Origin of the sequence: Neobacillus drentensis (assembly GCF_036962125.1) — a bacterium.
GTDB lineage: Bacteria > Bacillota > Bacilli > Bacillales > Cytobacillaceae > Neobacillus > Neobacillus drentensis_B.
Window position 1 is genome coordinate 168912 of sequence record NZ_JBALOA010000001.1, and the last position, 23674, is coordinate 192585.

The 23674-nt window shown below is 37.8% G+C and carries 23 protein-coding genes; 2 read left to right on the forward strand and 21 right to left on the reverse strand.

Translation table 11 applies throughout. The annotated features are described in order from the left end of the window. Positions 1-227: 227 nt before the first annotated feature. Entirely contained in the window at positions 228-563 is a 336-nt protein-coding gene (locus V7121_RS00795; protein ID WP_335545419.1) for a hypothetical protein, read from the forward strand. A 115-nt stretch (positions 564-678) separates the two neighbouring features. On the opposite strand, the gene kynB is transcribed toward V7121_RS00795, so the two are convergent. The 5 genes from kynB to V7121_RS00820 form a co-directional block, all read right to left on the reverse strand. Next, positions 679-1296 carry an arylformamidase gene (kynB, locus tag V7121_RS00800; protein ID WP_335500519.1) on the reverse strand — a complete coding sequence of 206 codons (618 nt, stop codon included), beginning with the start codon at positions 1294-1296 and terminating at the stop codon, positions 679-681. A 102-nt stretch (positions 1297-1398) separates the two neighbouring features. Then, on the reverse strand, positions 1399-3381 hold the full coding sequence (locus V7121_RS00805; protein WP_335545421.1) for a WG repeat-containing protein: 1983 nt from the start codon (positions 3379-3381) through the stop codon (positions 1399-1401). A 97-nt stretch (positions 3382-3478) separates the two neighbouring features. Beyond that, positions 3479-3844, reverse strand: coding sequence for an SCP2 sterol-binding domain-containing protein (locus V7121_RS00810; RefSeq protein ID WP_335500515.1), 366 nt, complete (start codon positions 3842-3844; stop codon positions 3479-3481). Positions 3845-3986: 142 nt separating this feature from the next. After that, entirely contained in the window at positions 3987-5000 is a 1014-nt protein-coding gene (locus V7121_RS00815; RefSeq protein ID WP_335545423.1) for a 4Fe-4S binding protein, read from the reverse strand. Between the two features lie 223 nt (positions 5001-5223). Further along, a complete protein-coding gene (locus tag V7121_RS00820) occupies positions 5224-6210 on the reverse strand; it encodes a Gfo/Idh/MocA family protein (RefSeq protein ID WP_335500511.1) in 987 nt (328 codons plus the stop codon). Positions 6211-6453: 243 nt separating this feature from the next. Here V7121_RS00820 and V7121_RS00825 point away from each other — a divergent pair, with 243 nt between their 5' ends. After that, positions 6454-8115 carry a glutamine--tRNA ligase/YqeY domain fusion protein gene (locus tag V7121_RS00825; protein ID WP_335500509.1) on the forward strand — a complete coding sequence of 554 codons (1662 nt, stop codon included), beginning with the start codon at positions 6454-6456 and terminating at the stop codon, positions 8113-8115. Positions 8116-8151: 36 nt separating this feature from the next. On the opposite strand, the gene V7121_RS00830 is transcribed toward V7121_RS00825, so the two are convergent. From V7121_RS00830 to V7121_RS00905, 16 genes are all read right to left on the reverse strand, one after another. Further along, complete coding sequence (locus tag V7121_RS00830; protein WP_335500508.1) at positions 8152-9213, reverse strand: PAS domain-containing protein; 1062 nt, start codon at positions 9211-9213, stop codon at positions 8152-8154. 18 nt (positions 9214-9231) lie between these two features. Beyond that, the gene (locus V7121_RS00835; RefSeq protein ID WP_335500506.1) at positions 9232-9681 is read right to left on the reverse strand and encodes a GAF domain-containing protein; all 450 of its coding nucleotides are present in this window, start codon (positions 9679-9681) and stop codon (positions 9232-9234) included. Positions 9682-9692: 11 nt separating this feature from the next. Continuing rightward, on the reverse strand, positions 9693-10346 hold the full coding sequence (locus V7121_RS00840; RefSeq protein ID WP_335500503.1) for a response regulator transcription factor: 654 nt from the start codon (positions 10344-10346) through the stop codon (positions 9693-9695). 26 nt (positions 10347-10372) lie between these two features. After that, on the reverse strand, positions 10373-11026 hold the full coding sequence (locus V7121_RS00845; RefSeq protein ID WP_335500501.1) for a sensor histidine kinase: 654 nt from the start codon (positions 11024-11026) through the stop codon (positions 10373-10375). Positions 11027-11071: 45 nt separating this feature from the next. Continuing rightward, positions 11072-11353: a hypothetical protein gene (locus V7121_RS00850; protein WP_335500500.1), complete on the reverse strand. Its 282-nt coding sequence runs from the start codon at positions 11351-11353 to the stop codon at positions 11072-11074. Continuing rightward, on the reverse strand, positions 11340-11651 hold the full coding sequence (locus tag V7121_RS00855) for a hypothetical protein (protein WP_335500497.1): 312 nt from the start codon (positions 11649-11651) through the stop codon (positions 11340-11342). The genes V7121_RS00850 and V7121_RS00855 overlap by 14 nt, the downstream gene beginning before the upstream one ends. After that, positions 11644-11835, reverse strand: coding sequence for a hypothetical protein (locus V7121_RS00860; protein WP_026564483.1), 192 nt, complete (start codon positions 11833-11835; stop codon positions 11644-11646). Before V7121_RS00860 ends, V7121_RS00855 begins: the two co-directional genes overlap by 8 nt. Continuing rightward, positions 11825-12349 (reverse strand): Rieske (2Fe-2S) protein, encoded by a 525-nt coding sequence (locus V7121_RS00865; protein WP_335500492.1) that lies wholly within the window; start codon positions 12347-12349, stop codon positions 11825-11827. The genes V7121_RS00860 and V7121_RS00865 overlap by 11 nt, the downstream gene beginning before the upstream one ends. An 11-nt stretch (positions 12350-12360) precedes the next feature. Continuing rightward, positions 12361-12921, reverse strand: coding sequence for a 4Fe-4S dicluster domain-containing protein (locus V7121_RS00870; protein ID WP_007086371.1), 561 nt, complete (start codon positions 12919-12921; stop codon positions 12361-12363). Continuing rightward, positions 12922-15090 (reverse strand): molybdopterin oxidoreductase family protein, encoded by a 2169-nt coding sequence (locus tag V7121_RS00875; RefSeq protein WP_335500490.1) that lies wholly within the window; start codon positions 15088-15090, stop codon positions 12922-12924. Beyond that, positions 15077-16159, reverse strand: coding sequence for a hypothetical protein (locus V7121_RS00880; RefSeq protein ID WP_335545425.1), 1083 nt, complete (start codon positions 16157-16159; stop codon positions 15077-15079). Before V7121_RS00880 ends, V7121_RS00875 begins: the two co-directional genes overlap by 14 nt. 157 nt (positions 16160-16316) lie before the next feature. Beyond that, positions 16317-17498: a hypothetical protein gene (locus tag V7121_RS00885; protein ID WP_335500485.1), complete on the reverse strand. Its 1182-nt coding sequence runs from the start codon at positions 17496-17498 to the stop codon at positions 16317-16319. A gap of 158 nt (positions 17499-17656) precedes the next feature. Further along, complete coding sequence (locus tag V7121_RS00890) at positions 17657-18844, reverse strand: HD-GYP domain-containing protein (RefSeq protein ID WP_335500484.1); 1188 nt, start codon at positions 18842-18844, stop codon at positions 17657-17659. A 237-nt stretch (positions 18845-19081) separates the two neighbouring features. Next, a complete protein-coding gene (locus V7121_RS00895) occupies positions 19082-20323 on the reverse strand; it encodes an ATP-binding protein (protein ID WP_335500482.1) in 1242 nt (413 codons plus the stop codon). A gap of 195 nt (positions 20324-20518) precedes the next feature. Further along, complete coding sequence (locus tag V7121_RS00900) at positions 20519-21934, reverse strand: amino acid permease (RefSeq protein ID WP_335500480.1); 1416 nt, start codon at positions 21932-21934, stop codon at positions 20519-20521. Positions 21935-22295: 361 nt separating this feature from the next. Next, positions 22296-23567: an ATP-binding protein gene (locus tag V7121_RS00905; RefSeq protein ID WP_335500478.1), complete on the reverse strand. Its 1272-nt coding sequence runs from the start codon at positions 23565-23567 to the stop codon at positions 22296-22298. Positions 23568-23674: the final 107 nt, after the last annotated feature.

The window sequence follows — 23674 nt, forward strand, 5'->3', positions numbered from 1 at the left end:
TAGTTTATCACCATTCACTTTCAAAGAAATTGATTTATATCAAGTTCGCTTTTAGGTGATTCAAGTTGCCAATCAACTGTACTTCCTGGATTACATTCAATGAAAACGATATTTTAATTCAGGTGTAATTTCGAAAGCTTTGTGAACAATGACTTCAATTTGATATTAGACTCAGGATTCGGTGATAGAATGAACAACAAGAAGATAATAATATATCGGAGTTGAAAATGATGTTTAATAAGATTTCTCTTATCACATCACTGTTGTTTTTTCTATTAGGAACGAATGTCTTTGCCGATACTCAATTAAAAGTTTCTTCTCCTCAAAATATTCCAGTATTAAGCCAAATAACTCAAATCAATACCGTACCTTCTGATAAGAATAAAATTGCAGCGGCAAATAAGAAATCCAAGACACAAGCGGAACAAGCATTACTCCCTTCAAAGCAGGTGAAGGAAGCTGCCCCTTCCTTTAAAAATTATTTTATCCCAAGTTTGGTTGGTATCTTATTTATTGTCGGATTTGGAAGTTACTGGATGATATTTCGGAGAAGATTTACTTAGGACGAAGTACTCTGGAGCATTTTATCCTTTTAGGTTGATGTACCTGTTTTATAAATATATTAAAAGAAGCGTAAATCTAATTTAGATTACGCTTCTTTTAGGTTACACGATTTCTTTATTTACGCAGGACCGCGCGAACAGGGCTCCCGTCTCCGTCGGCCAGTGGCAGTGGCAGGGCAATAAGCTCGTAATCTCCAGGTTCAATCTCATCGAGACGTAAGGACTCAAGAATGTGTATACCATTGTCATTCAAAGTATGATGGGCTAAAAGGTCTTTACTATCAATAGGATCGACAGATGGTACGTCCAAACCAATCAGCCTTACCCCTTTACTTGCTAGAAATGGTGCAAGGTCTGGTTCAAGATGGGGAATTCTATCTGGGAAAACATCAGGATTTGCCCATGCCAGCGTCTTAAATATCACCCTGATGCATCCCTCGAGGTCCACACTATCTAAATCGGCTGCACCTATGCTTTCCTTCCCAATCACCTCAATGACTCTTGCCCTGCCGATGTAAAGATTCAAGTCCAAATCAATGATTTTTTTTCCTTGGTTATCAAAGTGAAAGGGAGCATCTACATGTGTTCCCGTATGAGTACTCAGTTCGAGTCTGCCTACATTAACAGATCCGCTTTCCTCCATTGACCATGAGACCTCATATTGATATGGAGTATCTCCAGGCCATACCGGCATCCCGTTCATTAGTTTTCTAGAAATATCATAAATCTTCATCCAAGTCACTCCCTAAACAATAATATTGTATATATCCTCATTATTTCATAACTTCCTTATTTTTTTCAAAAAGAGAAAGACAGGATGGGATTCCTGTCTTCGTCAATGAAATGATTTCCAAAGTTCTCCATTTATATTAATTATAGCTTGTAGATCCTCAATTGGGATGGTAAAGGTAGGGAACCCAGCTGCAAAAGCCGCGATTTCATATGGATTAAAATAGATATTCAATCCACTCTCACTGATAAAAAACGGCTGATCGACTCTGATTCCATGGTATTCATCTGGAAACAGGTAGGATGAATATTGATTATTACTTTTTATTTGATCACGAATAAGATCACTAATTACTTTTACATAGGGGCTGTCTGCCTTGAAAAGGTCTTTTAGCTGATAGATGGAGCCCGTTTTAAGGTCTAGATGAGCATATTTTCTTATAGGCATACCATGTGCGGCACAAAACGGGTAGTCATACCCGGTGATTTCAATAACCAATAAATCCTTCTTGTAATACGTAATCTCAAAATCCCCTGAATAAATGGATTCCAGCTGTTTATTTACTGGCACGGGCTTAACACCAGCAAGCTCCTTTAAAGTGCAATTTACACTTTCCGAATTTTCCATACCGACAATCTGTGGGAAATAGACTAAGTAATCCTTATTCGGCTTGTATTTATGCTGAGTAACAGAAAATTGTTTATCTAAAGGGATAACGTCAGCTTGCTTCCATACTAACTTACCAGCTTGATTAAAATAAAATAATCGGTTGTCAATTTCACCTTTAATTAATGTTTTATCGAACCTTAACGAGCCGCTGCCACTAACGATCGGGAGATGTTCGCTTCTCTTGCCATGTTTGTCGATAAAGTAAGTATGCTGATTATCGGAAACAGACGCGAGGCCATCCTGAAAACTGGTTATTTCATTAAAGATAAATCCTGTAAGGATATGTCCTTCTGAATCTGCCAAGGCAAAAATAGACCTCATACAAGGCTGCTTTGGATCCATCTCTTTTCCAATCGCAAAGCGGTCCTCATTTAGATTTAAGATTTGATTATAGTTTGGCTTAATCACGAACTGACCATTCTGATCAATGACTCCGTAGTTCTCTTTATTGTTCTCAGTAAGACCGACAATCGCCAGACTGCCAATAAATGGCCCAGCATATGAAAATTGGGGCTTGATGACAATTTTTCCTTGCTCATTAATATAACCGAGTTTCCCATCGCTACTGTTCTTAAATGCAAGCAAACCTTGACCGAAATTAGTAACTTCAGCATAAGGATACGATTGGATTACATTTCCGGTCAGGTCGATGAGTTGATAACTGCCTTCTTTTGCTTTTACAATGGCCTTCCCCTGGACAAACTCACTGGCTGTTACATAACTTAAGGGAATCACCTCTTTCCCTCGTTTATTCAGATAACCATAAACGTACACCCCTTCCTTATCTATTTCTGCTGCTCGGACACGCCCCTCTTTATACTCACCAACAATAATCGAATATGCCTTTCCTGTGATTTCTTTACCACTCTCATCAATTACCTTAAATCCTTGACGGTCGTTGACAACGGCACGTCCTTCTGAAAAAGGGTTAATGGTCTCGTATTTGGGCTGAACAATAAAATACCCGTTGGCATTTATGGCTCCTGATTTATGCAGTAACCCGACAAGAGCTAAACCATTATCTTGAAAATCTTCGGCATGTTCATAACTAGCCGGCAGTACCAATTTCCCCTTTGCATCCATATAGCCCCACTTGTTTCCGCCAATTTCCTTTATGACAACCGGAAAGAGATAGATGGCCCTAGTCTCTTGATTTACCGAAAGCATGCGAAGCGCCCTTTTCTCCACTGCTGGTGAAATTGGATAAAGATAGATTAATTGGCCATTGAAATTTTTAAAAACAAATAAATAGGGACTTCGGTTAAGATGATACACCCCAAAGATTTCTAGTATCCCATCCCCATCAAGATCCAGATATTGAAGAATGGCTTGGTTATTCCGGTATTCTAATTCCGCTCCAATTGGCAAGTATGGTTTGATCCAATTCACCAAATCATTGTTATATCCAAACATCATCATTCACCCATTTTACTTTTTTATATGTATATGTCGATATAAAAAGAAAAACACCGCTTTTGGCTGCCCCCAAAAGCGGTGTTTACTAATTCCTATAATATTACAACTGTTCTTTTATATTGTATTTCTTCACAATACTTTCGATTTTCAATCCCGTACTAACATCACCTTTTACCTTTACCTTGCCCGTTAATAATGCCATCGTACCGCTAAGTTTACCTAATAAGGATTTTTTAAAATTATCATATGACATTTGCATTGTAACCACCGGAGAAGCATCTGTTCCCTCTTTAATCGTTAATTTTCCATCATGGAAAAAGTGCTGATACGTGCCTTCCTTATCACCGTGAATATCATACTGCACAATTGCTTCAAAACCCTTAAGAGGACCAGGATTTTCATTGAAAATTTCTTCAATTCTGTGCATTAGGTCTGTCAAAGAATATTCATCAATCGGTTTTACCATTGGATAATCCTCCTCAAAATTCCATTATTTCTCATAGTTTCATAATACTAATTTGGTCATGACCGTACAATGAAAACTTTTTGAACTTTTTGATTTTTTCCCTATAAAAATAAGCAGCTGAATTCAGCTGCCTTTAAAACAATTAATCTATGTTATTAACTTCTGGAATCAATTGCTTCCATTCATCATACGAAATGATCGTATCCCAATGGCCCGTTATCTTTGCGATAGTAACAACCACAACAAACAACACAAAGAAGGTGACAGGAACAAACCATTTATTTACCTTCTTGCTGGCAACCGTCATGTTTAATGTGTCTTTTACAGGACAAGCTTCCACACATGACATACAAGCGGAACAATTAAGAGAGGTTACCTTCTCTACCTTGTGTACCACTAATCTTTGCGGACAAACCTTCGTGCACATTTCACAGTTTGTACAGGTATCCTCATTACGCTCAATCTTTGTAATTCTAAATAGGCTTCCAAGACCAATTAATGCACCATATGGGCACAAAAAGCGGCACCAGAAGTTTCTAAAGAATAAGGACAAGATAAAAATAACAATGAGAAACTTCAAGGCAAAGCCACCTAGATTTACGAACATAAGAAGCATTTTTATATCTGATACCTTATTATAGGGCTCTTCTAAAAATCCTTTTGCCGTAAAGATGTCCATTTGAACGACCATAAGGATAAAAAATAGCAATAATAAATACTTAATCGGAGTTAATAGCCAGGTTAACCAGCGCGGAATTTCAAAATTTCTTTTAAAAATCTTCCTGCCAAGCCACGCGATCATTTCATTAGCTGTACCAACAGGACAAATCCAGCTGCAGAACGATTTACGAAGAAGAATGCCGGCTCCAACAAAAAAAGCAAATAAGACAAGACCGGCGGGATGAATCACATCAAAATCTCCACTGGTCAGCCATACCTTTAAGGCAACAAGGGCACTGATTGGTAAAAACCCTTCGACAGCGGATGGCCTTTCCACGAAAGGAGTTTTTCCGAGCGTTTCAAAATGCATATAAAATTGATAAAATTGCAAACCAACATATAATAAAAACAACAAAAACAAGCCCTGAACAGTATATCTGGTAATTTGAACAGGTTTACGTTTCAATTGTTTCTTATACCAAGCTTTAGACTTCATAAAGTTTCCTCCATTCCTACTACTTCAAATATAATGAACTGAGAAAACATTAGCCTGTGATAAAAGTCATTGAGAATATTAAATTCATAAAGAGTTCACATACCAGTCTCTAAAATGTCAAATAAGATGTTTCGGAAAGAAAACGACATATTAAAAGGAGAAAATTCCAAAAGAAAGTTGACATAAAAAACAAGACCAGAGAGATATTTCTCTCTGGTCTTGTTTATCTTTCGGCAGCAAACACGATATTGTTTTGTTTCCTAGCCTCTTCTGTGATGCGGAGGACAATTTCACTCCAGCCTTTTAACTGCAGGTATTCTTGATCATTTTTTGTTTCAATGATCCTGACGATATTTTCACATTCATATACCATGTTTTGTTCTTCTAGTTCAACACTTAAGGTTTCTCGCTCATTTCCTCTGTTGTCAACGAAGGTAATCGTTGAAATGGGTGCTGCATCTTCGAGGATAAAGGTTCCTTTTTCACCATGAATTTCACATGGTAATTCCGAATGAGCGATTTTTGAACAAAGGATCGTACAAACAAAGTCCTCATATGTTAAAACCAGGGTACCACTTCCATCCACTCCGCTCCGGAGGAGAACAGGATGATAGGTTACCTGCTTGGGTTCGTCAAACAAACCAACTGCTAAATAAAGTGGATACACACCCAAATCTACCAGTGCCCCGCCAGAATATTCCGCAGAGAAAATATTGGGTTCTTCCCCCTGTAAGAACACATCATAGCGGGAGGAATATTTGGCATAAGGTAAAATAGTACTTCGTAGTTTTCCAGCCCGCTTTAGGTTGTCCTTTAGGATCTTGAAATTGGGTGTATGCATATTTCGGATGGCTTCAAATAAGTAAACGCCATTTGCCTCTGCTACTTTGTAGGCTTCTGCTAACTCAGCACTATTAGAAAAGATGGGTTTTTCGCAGATGACGTGCTTTTTATTTTTCAAAAACAATAGCGTTTGTTCAAAATGAACCGAATTCGGTGAGGCGATATAGACCGCTTGTATTTCTGGATCCTTCGCCATCTCCTCAAGGTCTATATAATAATTTGATGCATGATATGTATCAGCTAATTGTTTCGCTTTATCCTCTGTTCTGGAATAAACACTCGTTAATTGCAATTGACCGCTTAGTTGTGCCGCTTGAATAAACGACTCGGTAATCCATCCTGTTCCAACTGTACCAAAGTTAATCATTGAAGTTCCCCTTCCATTGTATATCTTTAAAAATCTATTGTAGTCTTTTTCATCCATACATGCTAATTTCTGATTCCATTAAAAATTAACAAATATTCCATTTCACCCGTGTTTTATCGATGAATTGTTGGGAACAATGGAAAAATATCCGTATGTTATTTATAATGTAGTATAAAAGATGAAAAGTGCAGTCGCCTGTTTATCGGCGGCTGATGCTTGACAAGATGAAAGAGGTTGAAAAGGGTGGACAATCACACATCAAATTTTATTAAAGATATTATGATAAAAGATCTTGATTCAGGAAAGCACGACAAAATCGTCACGCGGTTCCCGCCAGAGCCAAATGGTTATTTACATATTGGACACGCAAAATCAATTGTCATCAACTTCGGCTTAGCTGATGAGTTTAACGGACTGACCAATTTGCGCTTTGATGATACCAATCCATTAAAGGAAGATATTGAGTATGTAAACTCGATTAAAGAAGACGTGAAATGGTTAGGTTTTGAATGGGATAATTTATTATTTGCTTCCAATTATTTTGATGAAATGTATAAACGGGCCGTTCTATTAATCAAAAAAGGCTTGGCCTATGTGGATGACTTGTCGGCTGAGGAAATCCGCCAGTACCGCGGGACATTAACGGAGCCTGGTAAGGATAGTCCTTACCGGACCCGCTCGATTGAAGAGAACCTTGATTTATTTGGAAAGATGCGTGAAGGTGTCTATGACAATGGCCAAAAGGTTCTTCGAGCAAAAATTGATATGTCCTCGCCAAATATTAATTTGCGTGATCCTGTAATCTACCGAATTGCCCATGCGACCCATCATAATACGGGTGACAAATGGTGCATCTATCCGATGTATGCTTTTGCCCATCCACTTGAGGATGCGATTGAAGGGGTAACCCATTCGATTTGTACGATTGAATTTGAAGATCAACGTCCCCTCTATAATTGGGTTGTCGAACAATGTGAAATGGAGAGCACACCGCAGCAAATTGAATTTGGCCGTTTAAATGTAACCAATACGGTGATGAGTAAACGGAAGCTGAAGCAATTGGTCGATGAAGGTTTTGTGGATGGCTGGGATGACCCGCGGATGCCAACCATTTCCGGGATGAGGAGAAAAGGATATACACCGGAATCAATTGTTGCATTTGTCCGTGAAACTGGCGTTCATAAAGGTTCCGGGGCTGTTGATTCACAAATGCTTGAACACTTTGTCCGTGAGGATTTAAAATTAAAAGCACCACGAACGATGGGTGTGATCAATCCATTAAAGATTATCATCACGAATTATCCTGAAGGACAAATTGAATTGCTTGATGCGGAAATCAATCCAGAAAATCCTGAAATGGGGTCACGGAAAATTCCATTCTCTCGTGAAATTTATATTGAACAGGACGATTTCATGGAGGAACCGCCTAAAAAGTATTTCCGTCTGTTCCCTGGTAATGAGGTCCGGCTTAAAAATGCTTATTTCATTAAATGTGAGGAAGTAGTCAAAGACCCAAATGGTAAAGTGGTTGAACTTCGCTGCACCTACGATCCAGAGACAAAAAGTGGAACGGGCTTTACTGGTAGAAAAGTTAAGGGAACAATTCACTGGGTGGAAGCAGCCCATGCCGTTCCTGCTGAATTCCGCCTTTACGAACCACTTATTTTGGACGATTCAGATAACAACGAGAGCATCGGGGCAGAAAAGACGTTCCTAGACAACGTTAATCCAAACTCCATCGAGGTCTTACAAGGCTTTGTCGAACCAAATATGAAGGAAAGCAGACCACAAGAGAAATTCCAATTCTTTAGACATGGATACTTTAATGTGGACCCAAAACATACGACAGTCGACAAACTCGTATTTAACCGCATTGTTTCCCTAAAAAGCTCCTTTAAAATCTAAAAGAAGAACCAAGCTCTCGCTTGGTTCTTTTCTTTTCTATTCCTTTATTGAACTCGGTACTTCTAATATCAGTGTAGTCCCTTTTCCAGGCGAAGAACTAATCATTAACTCTCCCCCAACAGAACGGGCCCGCTCATCCATACTAAACAGCCCGACACCAAAGGTTTGATTCTCTACATCAAACCCCTTACCTTTATCCTCAATCATGACTCTAATGACATCATCTATTTCTCTTATTGTGACTATGGCTTCGGAGACTTCTGCATATTTCCGAATATTCGTTAATGCCTCCTGAATAATCCTGTAAATCGTTAATTCTATACTTATTTTTAAGCGTTGATTTAGCACGCATTCAAAATATACATCAATATGATAATGTTCAGAGTAACGGGACAAAAACGAACGAATTGCTGGGACTAATCCAAGGTCATCTAAAACTGATGGCCGGAGCTCCCATGAGATTTCTCGGATCTCCTCTATCAGCTGCGTCGCTTCATTTTGCATTTGCATCAACAATGGATGATCCATTTCGGCAAGAAGTCGATTAATGGTAATCAGATGACTATAAAGATTTTGACCTATTCCATCGTGTAAATTTCTCGAAAGTCGCTTCCGCTCTTCTTCTTGAACATTGATGATGGTTGTCATCATTTTTTGGAGTTCCCGTTCAACCCGCTTACGCTCGGTAACTTCGTAACGAATAGCTAAGTATTGGTAAGGCTTACCTTCTTCATTTAAAAAAGGAACAATCGTGGTATCCACCCAATAGTATGTACCATTTTTTGCCTTATTGCATATTTCACCTTTCCAAACCTTACCGGTGCCAATCGTTCTCCACATTTCTTTAAAGAATTCTTTTGAATGGTACCCCGAATTTACGATGCGATGGTCCTTCCCCAGTAATTCTTCCTTAGAAAATTGGGAGATCAAGCAAAATTGATCGTTCACATATGTAATAATTCCCCGCGAATCGGTGATGGCAACAATAGATGATTCGTCGAGGGCGAATTTAATATCCATTAATTCCTGCATCGATTTCTTTAATTCTAACTCAAGGTCTTCGAATTTTTTTGCCGGCTTATGCATTTGTTTATCCATTAGCTTCCCCCAGCATACTCATAGTATTTGCTCCTCTAAAACCTCTGTCAAAACCAGAGCTGCCTCTTTTACACGATTCTGCTCATTTTCCGTAAAATTATAGGATACTCTTTTTCCAACGAGTAAAACTCCTTTTGCAACCGCATTAAAAAATAAAGGGACTGCAAAGGTTGATACGAGTTTTTCTGCAAGCATAATCGGATGATCGGTTACTTTTCCAACGATTCCTTTTGGGAAATCAACCAGCATCATCGGGCTTCCGCTTGAGATGATTTTTCCAGCAATGCCTTTTCCAAAACGAACGGTAATTCGTTTATATTTATCGTTTAAATTTCCTGATGCATAGTGCCACCTAACATCAGGACCCGCTTTATTTTGCAAGGCGAGTGCGACAAAATCACAGCCAATTTCAACCATTAGCTGTTCGCACACATCAATTACAGCCTGCAGTTCCTTAATCTCATCCATCAATAATCTCCTTATATGCTATATCCTAATAACCCTTTTCTAACAGCATATTCCACTAACTCCGGTCTGGTTTTCATCTGTAATTTTTCCATCAAGTTTCCTTTATGTGTCTCAACTGTTTTAACGCTAATGACCAGCTGTTCTGCGATTTCCTTATTCGAATATCCTTTAGCAATCAGCGTTAAAACTTCTTTTTCCCGTTCAGATAAAAGGCTGTACGTATCATTGCCATCTTGTTTAATACTACCCAAGTATTCTTCCATTAATCGTTTGGTCGCTGATGGATGGAGATAGGCTTCTCCCTTAGCTACTGATTCAATTGCTGACATTAGTTCATCATGCGGAGCACTTTTTAGAATACAGCCAGATGCCCCTCCTTGTATGGCACGGAATAAATATTCCTCATCATCATGCATGGTTAAAATTAAAATATTGATCTCTGGCTTAAGCTTTTTTAGTTCTGTCGTTGCCGACAAGCCGTCTTTCCCATGGGGCATACTTAAATCCATGACCACAACATCAGGCTTTAGCTTTAAGGCTTTTTTTATTCCTTCATTACCTTCTGAAGCTTCTCCAATTACTTCCATTTCCGGGTTTGTGTTTAGGAGCATTTTTAACCCCATTCTAACAACGGCATGATCATCGACTAAAAGAATTTTTATCATGATTAACTCCCCTTGAATCCCTATTTTTATAACGGAAGTGATATCTCGATGGATGTACCTTCTCCTATTTTAGAAGAAATGACACATTGACCGCCAGTCAGAAGCATTCTTTCTTGCATTGCCGCAAGACCTGAGGAAGGATTCAGATGCTCATATGCATCTGGTTGAAATCCCTTTCCAAAGTCTTCTATGGTAATTTTCAATTCTTTCTCCAGCCAAAAAAACCTGATTTTTACATTCGATGTATCTGCGTATTTAGCAATATTGGTAAGAGCCTCCTGACAAACACGAAATACAGTAATACTATTTTTCTCCGATATCCACTTTTCCTCACCTGTCACTTCTAAATCAATGAGAATACCAAAGGTTGAAGTATATAATTTTATGTAGCTCTTCATTGCCGGAAGTAAGCCAAGTGTGGTAAGAGTAGGCGGATGCAATTCTACTGAAAGGAGCCTAATTTCTTGGATGGTTTTTTCAATTAACTGGGCCATATCACGGACGAATTTTTTAGTATCCGGCTCTATAGAACCTGATTCAATAAACTGTAAGCCTGTTAATATACTATAAAGGTTCTGTCCAACACCTTCATGGAGCTCTAAGGCAATTCGTTTTATTTCTTCCTCTTGGGAATGGATAATATATGAGCTGATCTGCTGCTTTGAATTTAATCCATCCATTCGCTTTGACCCTCCATTATTAAGGATAAAAAAGACAGGTTCTTTTTAAAAGACCTGTACCTTTTTTACAGTATACGTTAAGCCGCTTTCCGAATCAAAAGCCGACAATTGACTGTCTGATTGACTTACCTTGCTTTTCAACGGGACAGCTAGAAAATAAAAGTCATCAAAGTAAAAACGGAAATGAGTTCCATCAGGGCAGAATTGCACCTTTTTCACCGTCTTCTTAACTGATGGAGCCTGGTCACCACCCTCTGAGTCTTGGATGGCAATCTCAACTGGGACACCAACGAACTGATTTAAATCTTCTAATTTAATGGGTTCCACAACTGTTACATCCTCTCTTTACTGGATAGATGAACATCTTATATCCTTGAAGATACATCCAAAACTTTTCATCGGCATTTTCCTCAATGAATTGTATCGTTTCTTCTTCTGAACCCCAGTCACTCATTCCCTTTATTTCAGCAATAACCATCTCGGCCCCATCAAGCGTTTTTTCTTCGAGAAACCAATTTAGGCGTTTTTTGGCAAAGGTATTCTTTAATATCGCATCAATTTCGGCAGTAAAACCACCTGCTTCAGGACGAACGAAACAAAAATCTATATAAGTCTCACTAGTCATTGACATTCACACCTTTTTTGTAAATAAGGAAGGCAACTGGAAATAATATGACGTTGATGACTGCGGCAATAATCGTATTTGTATAATTTTCATAGAAATATTGATGAACCATATATTGAGTAAAGATAATATTTAACATTAAAACTGCTAAAAGAAGGGCAACAGGCAGATAACTACGCTTCATAACGCTTCACCCCCACGGCATAAACGACACCGTTTTCTACTTTTACATAGATTTCAGGAAGCGGACGTCGCGGCGGACCCGCAATTGGCGCACCGGTTTCCACATCGAACTTTCCGTGGTGGCAAGGACAGAGCATTTCTCCTTCATCCTTTTTCCAAAACACAGGACACCTCAAGTGGGTACAGGCATTTTGATAAGCAACATATTTACTTTCCGATAATCGAATTAAGATTGCACTGTCATGTTCACCAGGAAAGGCAAAGTCAACTGCATCTCCTACAGGCAAAGAGTTAACTTCAGTTATTTTATGCTTTGGATATTTTTTATCACCCAAGCCTGATAATTCTTTTGCAGCTAATGCTCCCCAGGGAAGAGAGGAAACAGCGAAAACTCCTGCTGCTCCAACTAATGTTTTCATAAAGCCGCGACGGTCTAGTTTTCTTTCATTGTTCCGGTTTATATTATGTGTGTAATTATCTTCTTCAAACGGGATTTTATTATTTTTGTCTGACATGCTAATCCCTCCTAAAACAATTTCGTGACACCCTGTAGAATTCCAGGGAGATTCACTTTTACATTTGTTTCGCCTTCTAAATAAGGCATACTAGTTACCCACTTACCGTTATCTAAGTTAAATTGCTTTTGTTTTGCTTCAATTTCTTCATCTGTTAGCCATTGTAAGGTATTCGAAGGACATACGCTCGCACACATTGGCGGAATTCCATCTTTTGTACGGTCGATACATAGATCACATTTGTACATTAAATTTTGCTCTGTATCAAACTTCGGTATTCCATATGGGCAGGCAATCGTACAGTTTTGGCAGCCAATACACTTTTCCACAAGCGCAGAAAGAACGGCACCTGTCTCATGGATTTGGATGGCCTGAGCCGGACAGCTTCTAGCACAAGCAGGATTTACGCAGTGCAGGCACATCAGAGGCATCGTTTGACGGTTAACAAGCGGGTTCACGTCGTAAACATAGTTACGATTACGCTCCTCATGTCCTCCGCACTGTGTACATGCCGCTAAACAGGAACGGCACCCTATACAGTTTTCAAGTTCAAGATATAGCCTCTTTTTCATTTACTGCACCTTCTTCATTTCTAGTTTTTCAATCTGGGCTGCACACGCTTTGAATTCCGGCATCCGTGACATTGGATCAAGCGCGGCTATTGTTAATAGATTAATAGATTTATCGTGACCAAAATGATATGGAACAAATACGGTATCTTTACGGATGGCTTCCGTGATTTTCACTTTATATTCAACTTCACCTCTACGAGTATAGAGGCGGACAATTTCCTCGTGTTCAATCTTATATTTTGCCGCTGTTTCCGGATGTACTTCTACATATGGCTCTGGGCACATATCACGCAAAAATTGAATCCGGCGCGTTTGATTCCCAGAAAGATAATGGTAAACGACACGTCCGGTTGTTAAGCGCAGTGGAAATTTTTCATCTGGCTCCTCTGCTGGCGGACGATATGGCAAGGCACAAATTTTAGCCTTTCCATCTGGATGATAGAATCTTTTATCTAAAAACATATGTGGTGTTCCAGGATCATTTTCATCTTTACAAGGCCAGAATACTCCGTCTTGCTTATCGATTTTATCCCATGTTGCACCGTAATAGTCGGCATAACCGCCTTTAGATGCTAAACGGAATTCATCAGCGACATCTTTGGCTGTTTTTAAGTGAGAGAAATATTTTCCTCTTCCTAGGTACTCCGCAAGCTCAGCTTGGATTTGCCAATCAGGCTTTGATTCACCAAGCGGCTCTTGTGCCTTATTGATTTTAATAATACGTCCTTCAAGGTTTGTAACGGTCCCTTCATCCTCAGACCAAGTAACGGTTGGGAGAATGACATCCGCAAATTCTGCTGATTCAGAAAGATAGAAGTCGGCGCAAACCATGAAGTCCAAGCCCTTCATTGCTTTACGAACAAAGTTTAAATTAGGTGCTGATACAGCTGGGTTCGAACAAAGCAAGTACATCGCACGAATCGTTTTTTGCTCCATTAATTCAAACATCTCATAAGCAGAAACACCAGGCTGCGGCATCTCTTCAGGGGTAATTCCCCAAACCTTACACACTTCTTCTACATGCTTCGGATTGGTAATTTTGCGATAACCCGGAAGCAAATCCGATTTCTGACCATGCTCACGGCCGCCTTGACCGTTTCCTTGACCTGTAAACGTAGCAACTCCCGCTTTCGGGCGGCCAATTTTCCCAGTCACTAACGCCATATTGGTATAGGCTGAAACGTTATCCACACCTTTATGCTGCTGTTCAATCCCACGTGCAAACATGACAACCGCATTTGGTGCTTTTCCGTAAATTTCTGCCGCACGGATAATTTTTTCCGGAGCGACTCCGGTCAGTTCACTCGTATACTCTGGAGTAAATTGCTTCACCAATTCTTTTGTTTCTTCAAAGCCATTTGTATGATTGTTTACAAATGCCTCATCCGCATAACCGTTTTGAATAAGTAAATTTAGAATTCCGTTTGCTAAGGCAAGGTCCGTTCCTGGGCGTAAATCCAAGTGAACATCGGCTCTTCTTGCGATTGGGGTTTCACGAGGGTCGGCAACAATTAAGTAGCCTCCCCTTTCCTGTACAGCCCATACTCGGAACATCGAAGTCGGGTGACACTCTGCCGTATTGCTTCCGGCAATAAATAAGCAATCAGTTTCATGAAGATCTGTCCATGGCAAGGTTGAACCGCGGTCAACCCCAAATGAGCGAAGAAATCCACCCGCCGCGCTCGACATACAGAAACGGCCGTTATAGTCGATATAGCGTGTTTGCAATCCTACTCTAGCGAACTTTCCTGTCAAATAACATTTTTCATTAGTCATCGATACACCACTGAAAACTGACAAGGTATCCTTACCATATTTGTTCTGAAGCTCGCCAAACTTTTTCGCAATTAAGCTGTATGCTTCATCCCAACTTGCTTCACGAAAGCCTTCTTTTGTACCCTTTAATGAGGCATCATCACGAATTAATGGTTTTAATATCCGATCATCATGGTTGGTCTGTTGGTAAGCAGTAACGCCTTTAGGGCACATTTTTCCAACAGTCACTGGCCAGTCATAACGTGGTTCAACACCAATGATTTTATTTGTTTTGGTATTAACACGCAGGTTCATTCCACATTGCATCCCGCAATAACTGCAGTGGGTTTTTACGAGCGTTTCATTTGGATGACGAACATTTTCTATTTCTTTAAAAAATTTATCCCTTTGCATTCTGGTTTGCCTCCTTGACCTTAACTTGATGTGTTGCGAAGCCTGAGAATCTTGAGATTCTATATTTTCTGCGACATGGCAGACATAGTTCTGCAAGATTAAAACCATCCTGCATATTGAAGTCTATTTCATTAACTCCTAAAACTTGAATGACATCATTTGATTGTTCGACTGATACAAAATGGTCACCGCACACTTTACATTCTTTCATTTTCTGCTCAGCGTAATGTTCCCGATAATTTCTGGCAAAGACGCTCATTGGACGGAAAGGAATATGTGCTAGCTTACCAAATGGCAAATAGATTAGCGTGATAATGACCGAAAACTGGTGGATTAGAGACATTTGCGGCTGCATCCAGCCATGCAAGACAATATTTTGGAAGGTCAATAAGAGCCCAGTAACTGAAATAAATAACAATAAATAAAGTGGTAAGAAATCATACATAAATTTTTGTTCAGCACGCGCCTGCATGTTTTTCAAGCGGCGGTACAATGCCATACATACACCGGAAATAACCATAATGGCAGCCACATTGAGTGCATTATAGGAAAACCAGGCAATAATTCCTTCAGCTTTCACTCGCATGACGTTCATACCAAATAACACGATTGTATAGTAGCCATTGTCTTCCATTGTGAAATACATCCAGCTAAACACAAGTGGGAAGGTCACCAAGCAAGCAAGAACACAGCCCCAACCGATCAGAATGTGCTGAATCCAGCGGTATATTCCCCGATTCCGGATGAAATCGTAGATGGCTAAATGATTCACAGCCGTTTTAGGGGTGCTTTTTCGAAATAATAGTTTCAACCCTTTTTTGATAAAAATTTTAGTTGGCGGTCTTTCCCCCCAAGCAATAAAGCGGTAGAAAAAGCCTCCGATAAATACGATGGTTCCTACCATATATCCGTAAAGATTTAAATCAATATGAGTGAACATTCTCGTACCAATAAACGTTAAAATGGCGAGGCCGACAACCGTCAGAAACATTGATTTGGCATAATGAGATGCAAACGCACCATTCACAGTACGCCCTTGTTTTTTATTCGTTGAAATATTGGCTTCCATTGGATTTCCTCCTAAAAAAAAATAACACTGCCGTTTTTTCTTACTCTTATTGTAAGAAAAACAGCAATGTTATAAATATCAGGGAGTTCCCCCATCATGGGGGGAAAAAACCCCTAGAAAAATTATTTTAGACAAATTTCCGTCACAAGTAATCGTATTAGCTGCGAATGTATTTTTTTCTCCATGAATACAAAAGAAGCAATGCCCCAATTAAAATTTGCAAGGTAAATAATATTGCATCCCAAAATGAAAGTGAGGACAGCCCTTCAGTAAAACCAGGTAGAATCTTTTTCCATGCAAATAATAATTGCGGGACATAAAAGAATATATATAGGCTAACAGTCACTACGACCCCGACAACATACATTAATGAATAAAGAAAAACAATCTTCTTTTCCCCCTCAAAAACCACCTCATTTGAGGTTGGGGTGTTAAGAAATGTAAACTTCCTCTTGATCACTTGCTGAGCATTTTCCATTAAATTATAGCAGCCAGATACACTTTCAATCAGGTAATATAGATCTGTTTTCATATAAACACAGCATTGGTAAATTATTCGAATAAATGTATCTAAGACCACTACATTCATGATTCCAAGAAAAATCTCTGACCCATTTAAAAAAATCAGTTGGCTAATTAATGCAAATGAAAGTATCAATGTATCAAAGCAAAGGCCCGCCAAAAATAAAACATTTCGGTCCTTTGATGGAAGTTTCCATACTGATGACATATCCGTTTCTAGGACGACTAGGAATAAACGGTGACCTACCTCCAATTTAGTTGGGAGGTTTTTTGCCCTCATTGCTAAAATATGGCCGAATTCATGAATTAGGACAAGGATTATAGTGATTCCCATCCAAGTGGGGATATTCAAAATCATTAAATCAAAAATAAATAAATCCTTATAATGAGGAAATAAACTTGGTTGGGATAAAAGGATGTACAAATTAATAAGTAAAAAAGTCAAATAAACAAAGAGTGCAGCCCTATTAAAGAAAAATCTCCCGATCTTTGGAGTAATCCATAGAAAGCCTAATTTTTCATTTTCTTTTTCCATAATTTCAATATTGATACCGTCAATTTCAGAAACAAGCGCTAGCTCCAATAACTGTCCAGCAAAATCAATTAGGTCAACTTCTTCTTTAGGGTATTTTACTTTAAGCTGTCGTTCAATCTCCCCCAATGTTTCTCCATAATTAATCATTTCAATAGCATTAATACATATCTCAGGCATCTCATAAAATTCACCTGAGGTTTTATCTTCGACGATAAAATGTTTTTTATCCTTACGAATATTGATAGGTACCAACAAGAGAGTACTATTATGTGTTAGATTCATTATTACACCCTTTAACTTGGAATCTATACATAAAAAAGGATGCTTCAATATTTCCTAGCATCCTTTTTTTCATTTTATAAAAACCAGCACCACCAGCAAGGAGCAGTTGCCTTAACTTTTTTAAGTTTACGGATTCTCACATTATCCACCTCCTAAAGTTAGATGTACGCTTTATTTATCTTTATTTCTTGACCACCACATTTTTCATTTGCTTTTGCGTGAATCTTTTTCCATGATGGAAAAACACGTTGGAATGCATTAACCAATTCAGGATCAAACTGGGTACCCTTGCCCTCCAAAATTCGCTCGAATGCTTCATCGATGGTTAAAGCAGGTCGATATGACCTTGTGGAAGTCATTGCATCAAATGCATCAGCAACTGCTGCAATCCGAGCTAGATACGGTATCTGTTCGCCTATTAATTGGTCTGGATAACCTTTTCCATCCCAGCGTTCATGGTGAGAACGAATTACTTCGATATTACTTCTTAATCCCGCTACCTCTGAGACTGCCTCAGCGCCTACAATTGTATGGGATTTGATTATTTCATATTCATCTTTTGTAAGATTAGTTGGCTTCATTAGAATTTGATCTGGTATATGAATTTTGCCAATATCGTGAAGTAAGCAAGCATAATTAAATGACTTTAGCTCTTCATCTGAATAGTTCCCACAAATTTTCGCTAATTCTAAAGCATAATCTGCAACCCTTTCACTGTGGCCTCTGGTATAAGGGTCTTTAAGTTCAAGAGTAGCAATTACTCCCTTAACAATTCCGATAAGTTGAGAGTCATAAGAAGTTTTTACAGCATTAACATATGATTGGAATCTATTTAGTAGGATGAACGAAAAAATAGAAAGAATAAATACCATTAAAATACTCATTAGCGCAAAAGGAGTTTGAATAATTAATCCAGCAATAATGTACTTCAGTAATAACCCTATCGTTACCACTTTAAAAAAGGGTGTACTCACAAAAATAGGAGACAATAATAACCAAAAGATTTCAACTGCATTTCCTGTTTTATAAAGTTCTGGTTTACCTATAAATGATACAATGTCATTTAATAGGGTTATTGATGTATAACAAATAAAATACAAATACTTGATTTGGTGATATCTTTGCTTTTTGTACAAGTAGACCGCAATTGGTATTAAAGAAAACATAATAATATAAATCCATAAACGTAATACATCAGGTGCATCATCATCTAATTTTGGGATATACTCAGCGATAAAAGTATATGCAACATCAAAACCTACATAGATAATATAAAATAATACCAAAAACCATTTGACCGTTCGGCCTTCTTCATTTCTTATATTTGAATCTATTTCTTTTTTCATAGTTGTTTCCCTCACATAAAGAATAAAATAACTTTAAGCGACAACAAGATATAATATATGACATATATTTCTTAAAAAAGATTAAACACTACTCTTCACTTAATTATAAATCATTTGTTTTAATAGAAATAGATAAAACAATGATGATTTATGTATAAAAAAGAAATATTTTTAAATAAAATGTAGATTTCACTCATCTATTTCATAATAATTTAAATTTTTCCGTAATCATTTTACTTATCTATGGTTTATCGGTAATATCACATCAACCCTAGTCCCTTTTTCAAGCTCACTACTAATGTTAAATTCCCCAAAATGCTCTTTTATAATCTGATTAGTAACCATTAACCCTAAGCCGGTACCAGACTCTTTTGTCGTGTAAAATGGTTCTCCTAAATTAAGGATGTTTTCTTTTGGAATTCCGTCACCTTCATCTTGTATAGATACTACCATTTTCTGTTTTTCTAAGACTTTCACACGAATTTCAATTTTTCCACCCTCAGGCATGGCTTCAATTGCATTTTTGATTAGATTAATAAACACTTGCTTCAGTTGTTTCTCGTCGCAATCGAGAGGCGGTAAGGGCCCTGCCATGGTTGTTTCAACCTTTACACCTTGTCGCTCTGCTTGTTGCTGCGTAATGGATAATGTGTAGGCAATGATTTCTTCAATGCTTGCCTTTTCAAAATGGATTACCTTTGGTTTTCCAATATACATCAAGTCATTAACAATTGAATTAATTCGGTCAATTTCCTGAATCATAATTGGAAAATAATCATTGGTATTTGGATAACGCTCTTGCTGCAATTGTGTAAAACCTCTTAATGAAGATAAGGGATTACGAATTTCATGACCAATAGCCGCAGCCATTTGACCAATGACAGCTAACTTTTCTTTATGTCTAAGTTCTTCGTATACTGTTGTCAGAGTTTTAATATATGAATTAAAACGAATCACCAAAATATAGGCTATCACTGATAAGATGATGTAAATAACCATAGGTACTACTACATTTAAATCTTGTAATAATAGGCCTATAATAATTTCTTTCCCTATCATTCCTATTGAAACAGTCCAAAAATATTTTTTATTAACAAAAATCGGGCTAAATAATACAAATAATACCTCAACTATATTCCCCGCAGAATATTTATCTTCTGTTCCCATATATGTCATGAGAGTATCAATCATATCAATACCTATATAACCAAGGATGTAAATATATTTTACAATGTAGGGATTACCTTTTTTTATAAAGTAGATTGAAACAGGGAGTATACAAAAGATTAAAATATACAACCATATCCCAAGTCCAACCTCGTCAGTTTCAAAAAGGGTTTTTTCGCTATTTATTTTTGGTCTAATCTGATAATAGAAGAATTCAAAAGAATAATACATAATGTAAAACAACCATATAAATAGTATTATTGCCTTTCTCTCTTCAAATAACAGCTTTGGATTCTTGATGCTTTCTTTCATGTGGCTTCTCCCTTAATCTGATCATCGTGTAAACATAGTGATTAAATCCTGCTCCTATCTTATCATCTTTTTCAAGTCTTAATTACATTATTTTTGTAGAAACGATGAATTTCGACATTTTTCGCTATTTTTCGCTATTTTTTCCATACAAAAAAGGGCTTACTCTAGGTAAGTCCCTTTTGTAATATCCCTTAATTAACTTACTTTTTTCACTTGTTCAAGCGGCTTATTCATGGTTGAATGTTTACGTCCATATCCAAAGTAAACAAAAAGCCCGATTACCAGCCACACTCCAAAGCTAATCCATGTTGTTTTCGGTAACTGCAGTGCTAAATAACCACAGAATACAAAGGCTAAAATTGGAATATAAGGTACAAATGGAACCTTAAATCCGGTTTTAGGTGCTTGCTTGTTTTTACGAAGATATAAAATTCCCACTGCCACTGTCATGAAGGCAAATAATGTTCCAATATTTGTTAGTTCGGCAAGTTTATTTAATGGGACGAATCCAGCAAAAATCGAAACTAGTAAACAAGTAATCCATGAATTCATCACTGGTGTCTGCTTCTTCTTATCAACCTTTGAAAAGACTTTTGGTAAAAGGCCATCACGGCTGATCGCATAGAATAGACGAGATTGTCCATAAAGCATAACCAATAATACAGTCGTGATACCTACAATCGCACCTAATGAAATAAAACCTGCTATCCAATCCTGATGAATATAATTAAGTGCAAATGCAACTGGATTTTTCACACCTAATTCTTGGTAAGGAACAATTCCAGTTAAAATTCCAGAAACAACAATATACAACACGGTACAAACTAATAAAGATGCAATAATACCAATTGGCATATTCTTTTGCGGATTTTTTACTTCTTCAGCCGCAGTCGCTACAGCGTCAAAACCAATATAAGCAAAAAATACAGTCGCCGCACCAGCTGTAACACCTGAGAAACCAAAAGGCATAAATGGTGTCCAGTTTTCAGGCTTTACATACCAAGCACCTACGCCAATAAACAATACCACAACTGCCAGTTTAATAATTACCATAATCGTATTAAATCGAGCGGATTTCTTAACACCCTGTGTAAGTAGAAATGTAAGGATTAGTACGATTAGGATGGCCGGGACATCGATAATTGTTCCGTTTGCAGGATCATATGCACTAGTTATTGCTTTCGGAAAATGAATGCCAAACCCTGCGAGCAATCCTTGTAAATAGCCGGACCATCCACTTGCAACAGCAGAGCAAGCTAATCCATATTCTAAGATTAAATCCCATCCCAATATCCAGGCTATGATTTCACCAAATGTTGCGTAACTATAGGTATATGCACTTCCTGATACTGGGACAGAAGAAGCAAATTCTGCATAACATAGGGCGGCAAAGACACATGCTAGTCCAGATAGAATAAACGATAAAATAAGTGCCGGCCCTGCATGTTCTGCGGCAGCAACCCCTGTTAATACAAATATTCCTGTTCCTATAATAGCCCCAATTCCAAGCATGGATAAATCAAATGCCCCTAAATCTTTCTTTAAGACTACATCTTTTTTTCCAGCTTCTTGAATGAGGTCCTGAATTGACTTTTTTCTAAATAAATTCATTAGCTAAACCTCCATTATTTATGTCGAAATGTTCTGAAAAAACACCCCGCATAAAATTGTATATCGAAATAATATAATTATTTTACTAAAAAAGCAATATATTTTGAAAAATAAAATTATTTGAAGATAATTCCATGGAAAAGATAATCCTTAGGCACGATATGTTAGTCCTTATGTTATCGTTTTTTACTATTGAGATATTATTATATTATTTCCATATTTATAATTACATTTATTGATTTTCATAACATCGCCATCACAAAAAAATCGATGACTTCAAAGGTTTTCCCTTTGAAGTCATCGATTTCAGTTTATGAATCAATAAGGCATACAGCCCTTGAGACCAGTTAGCTATTGTTATTTAAAAATTTACCAATGCTTGTTTTTTGCTGCCCGGAAGAACCATTCTCACTTCCGTCCCCATGCCTGGTTGGCTCTTGTATGAAACCTTCCCATTCATAGTTTCGATGATTCTTAAGGAGACAGAGGTGCCGAGTCCAGTTCCTTTATCTTTTGTCGTGTAGAACAAGGTACCAATCCGTGATAATTGTTCTTCTGTCATTCCTTTACCAGTATCAGTAATTAAGATGGAAGTATGATAATTATCTGATGTGTTAAGTATTTTTACCGTTCCACCATCAGGTGTTGCTTCAATTGCATTTTTAATAAGGTTAACGAGCGCTTGTTTCAATTGGTTTCGGTCTGTCACCAGGGTGAATCCCGTTGTATCCAACTCGCTTACAATTTGGACCCCTTGTTTTGCAGCAAGTGGATCCAACAGCATGATTACTTCTGCTAATACTTCTTTTAATAGGAATTCTTCTATTCTCTCAAATTTTGGTTTTGCAAAATTTAAGTAGTCATTAATAATGGACTCTGCACGACCTAATTCACTCAGAACAAGGGATAGATATTCGTAATTTTTTCCTTTTTCTTCTTTTTGCATCAACTGGAGGAATCCTTTTACAACGGTTAATGGATTGCGAACCTCATGCGCAATTGAAGCCGCAAGTTCCCCTAGAGTATTTAATTTTTCAGCCCGTTGAATTTCTTTCTTCATTCGATTCCGTTCAATAATTCCTTCAGCCAGCTTAGCTCCTAGAGAAATGGCTAATGTTTGAATCAGACCGACAAGAAGAAGGTCAGGAATATTTAAGTCTAGTTTTAGGAGATTTCCCTCAAAATAGCGAAATGTGGTAAGTGAAAAATAACAAAGGAGTAACGACCATGAACTAAATAAGGTTGTCAGAAGAACCCTTTTATTTGGGCTAAAACTCCAAAAATGTCTTTTTAATAGGAACGGGAAAGATGCTGTCAAAAGAGTATTAACTAGGCCAAAAACAACCGTATCTCCCCCCATTATGATTCGTGCAGCTAGGAGAGTGGAAACCACCATTCCTCCCGCCAGCGGTCCAGCATAGAGGAAGGCGAGGATAAGAGGAACATAGCGAAGATCCCAATGAAATCCATAGTTTGAATAGGAAAATATCATACATGCAAGTGCTGCGACACTTTGGAACAATCCGGTTAAAATAGGAGAATTAATTTTTTGTTTATTTTCGATAATGATACTATAAAGCAGGACAGGTGCTAATGTAATTAATACATTCAAAAGAAGTTTTTCTGCCAACATTGCTTTTCCCCCATCAAAATACATATATATTCCTAAAATACGACAAAAATCACCTTTATCCTTTATAAGTCGAAAATTTTTTTATTAATTCTCTATTCTTAGTTTTA

Excerpts from the sequence above, each read along its gene's own strand:
- V7121_RS00795 (WP_335545419.1), top strand. The coding sequence starts at position 228 with ATGATGTTTAATAAGATTTCTCTTATCACATCACTGTTGTTTTTTCTA.
- kynB (WP_335500519.1), bottom strand. The coding sequence starts at position 1,296 with ATGAAGATTTATGATATTTCTAGAAAACTAATGAACGGGATGCCGGTA.
- V7121_RS00805 (WP_335545421.1), bottom strand. The coding sequence starts at position 3,381 with ATGATGATGTTTGGATATAACAATGATTTGGTGAATTGGATCAAACCA.
- V7121_RS00810 (WP_335500515.1), bottom strand. The coding sequence starts at position 3,844 with ATGGTAAAACCGATTGATGAATATTCTTTGACAGACCTAATGCACAGA.
- V7121_RS00815 (WP_335545423.1), bottom strand. The coding sequence starts at position 5,000 with ATGAAGTCTAAAGCTTGGTATAAGAAACAATTGAAACGTAAACCTGTT.
- V7121_RS00820 (WP_335500511.1), bottom strand. The coding sequence starts at position 6,210 with ATGATTAACTTTGGTACAGTTGGAACAGGATGGATTACCGAGTCGTTT.
- V7121_RS00830 (WP_335500508.1), bottom strand. The coding sequence starts at position 9,213 with ATGGATAAACAAATGCATAAGCCGGCAAAAAAATTCGAAGACCTTGAG.
- V7121_RS00835 (WP_335500506.1), bottom strand. The coding sequence starts at position 9,681 with ATGGATGAGATTAAGGAACTGCAGGCTGTAATTGATGTGTGCGAACAG.
- V7121_RS00840 (WP_335500503.1), bottom strand. The coding sequence starts at position 10,346 with ATGATAAAAATTCTTTTAGTCGATGATCATGCCGTTGTTAGAATGGGG.
- V7121_RS00845 (WP_335500501.1), bottom strand. The coding sequence starts at position 11,026 with ATGGATGGATTAAATTCAAAGCAGCAGATCAGCTCATATATTATCCAT.
- V7121_RS00855 (WP_335500497.1), bottom strand. The coding sequence starts at position 11,651 with ATGACTAGTGAGACTTATATAGATTTTTGTTTCGTTCGTCCTGAAGCA.
- V7121_RS00860 (WP_026564483.1), bottom strand. The coding sequence starts at position 11,835 with ATGAAGCGTAGTTATCTGCCTGTTGCCCTTCTTTTAGCAGTTTTAATG.
- V7121_RS00865 (WP_335500492.1), bottom strand. The coding sequence starts at position 12,349 with ATGTCAGACAAAAATAATAAAATCCCGTTTGAAGAAGATAATTACACA.
- V7121_RS00870 (WP_007086371.1), bottom strand. The coding sequence starts at position 12,921 with ATGAAAAAGAGGCTATATCTTGAACTTGAAAACTGTATAGGGTGCCGT.
- V7121_RS00875 (WP_335500490.1), bottom strand. The coding sequence starts at position 15,090 with ATGCAAAGGGATAAATTTTTTAAAGAAATAGAAAATGTTCGTCATCCA.
- V7121_RS00880 (WP_335545425.1), bottom strand. The coding sequence starts at position 16,159 with ATGGAAGCCAATATTTCAACGAATAAAAAACAAGGGCGTACTGTGAAT.
- V7121_RS00885 (WP_335500485.1), bottom strand. The coding sequence starts at position 17,498 with ATGAATCTAACACATAATAGTACTCTCTTGTTGGTACCTATCAATATT.
- V7121_RS00890 (WP_335500484.1), bottom strand. The coding sequence starts at position 18,844 with ATGAAAAAAGAAATAGATTCAAATATAAGAAATGAAGAAGGCCGAACG.
- V7121_RS00895 (WP_335500482.1), bottom strand. The coding sequence starts at position 20,323 with ATGAAAGAAAGCATCAAGAATCCAAAGCTGTTATTTGAAGAGAGAAAG.
- V7121_RS00900 (WP_335500480.1), bottom strand. The coding sequence starts at position 21,934 with ATGAATTTATTTAGAAAAAAGTCAATTCAGGACCTCATTCAAGAAGCT.
- V7121_RS00905 (WP_335500478.1), bottom strand. The coding sequence starts at position 23,567 with ATGTTGGCAGAAAAACTTCTTTTGAATGTATTAATTACATTAGCACCT.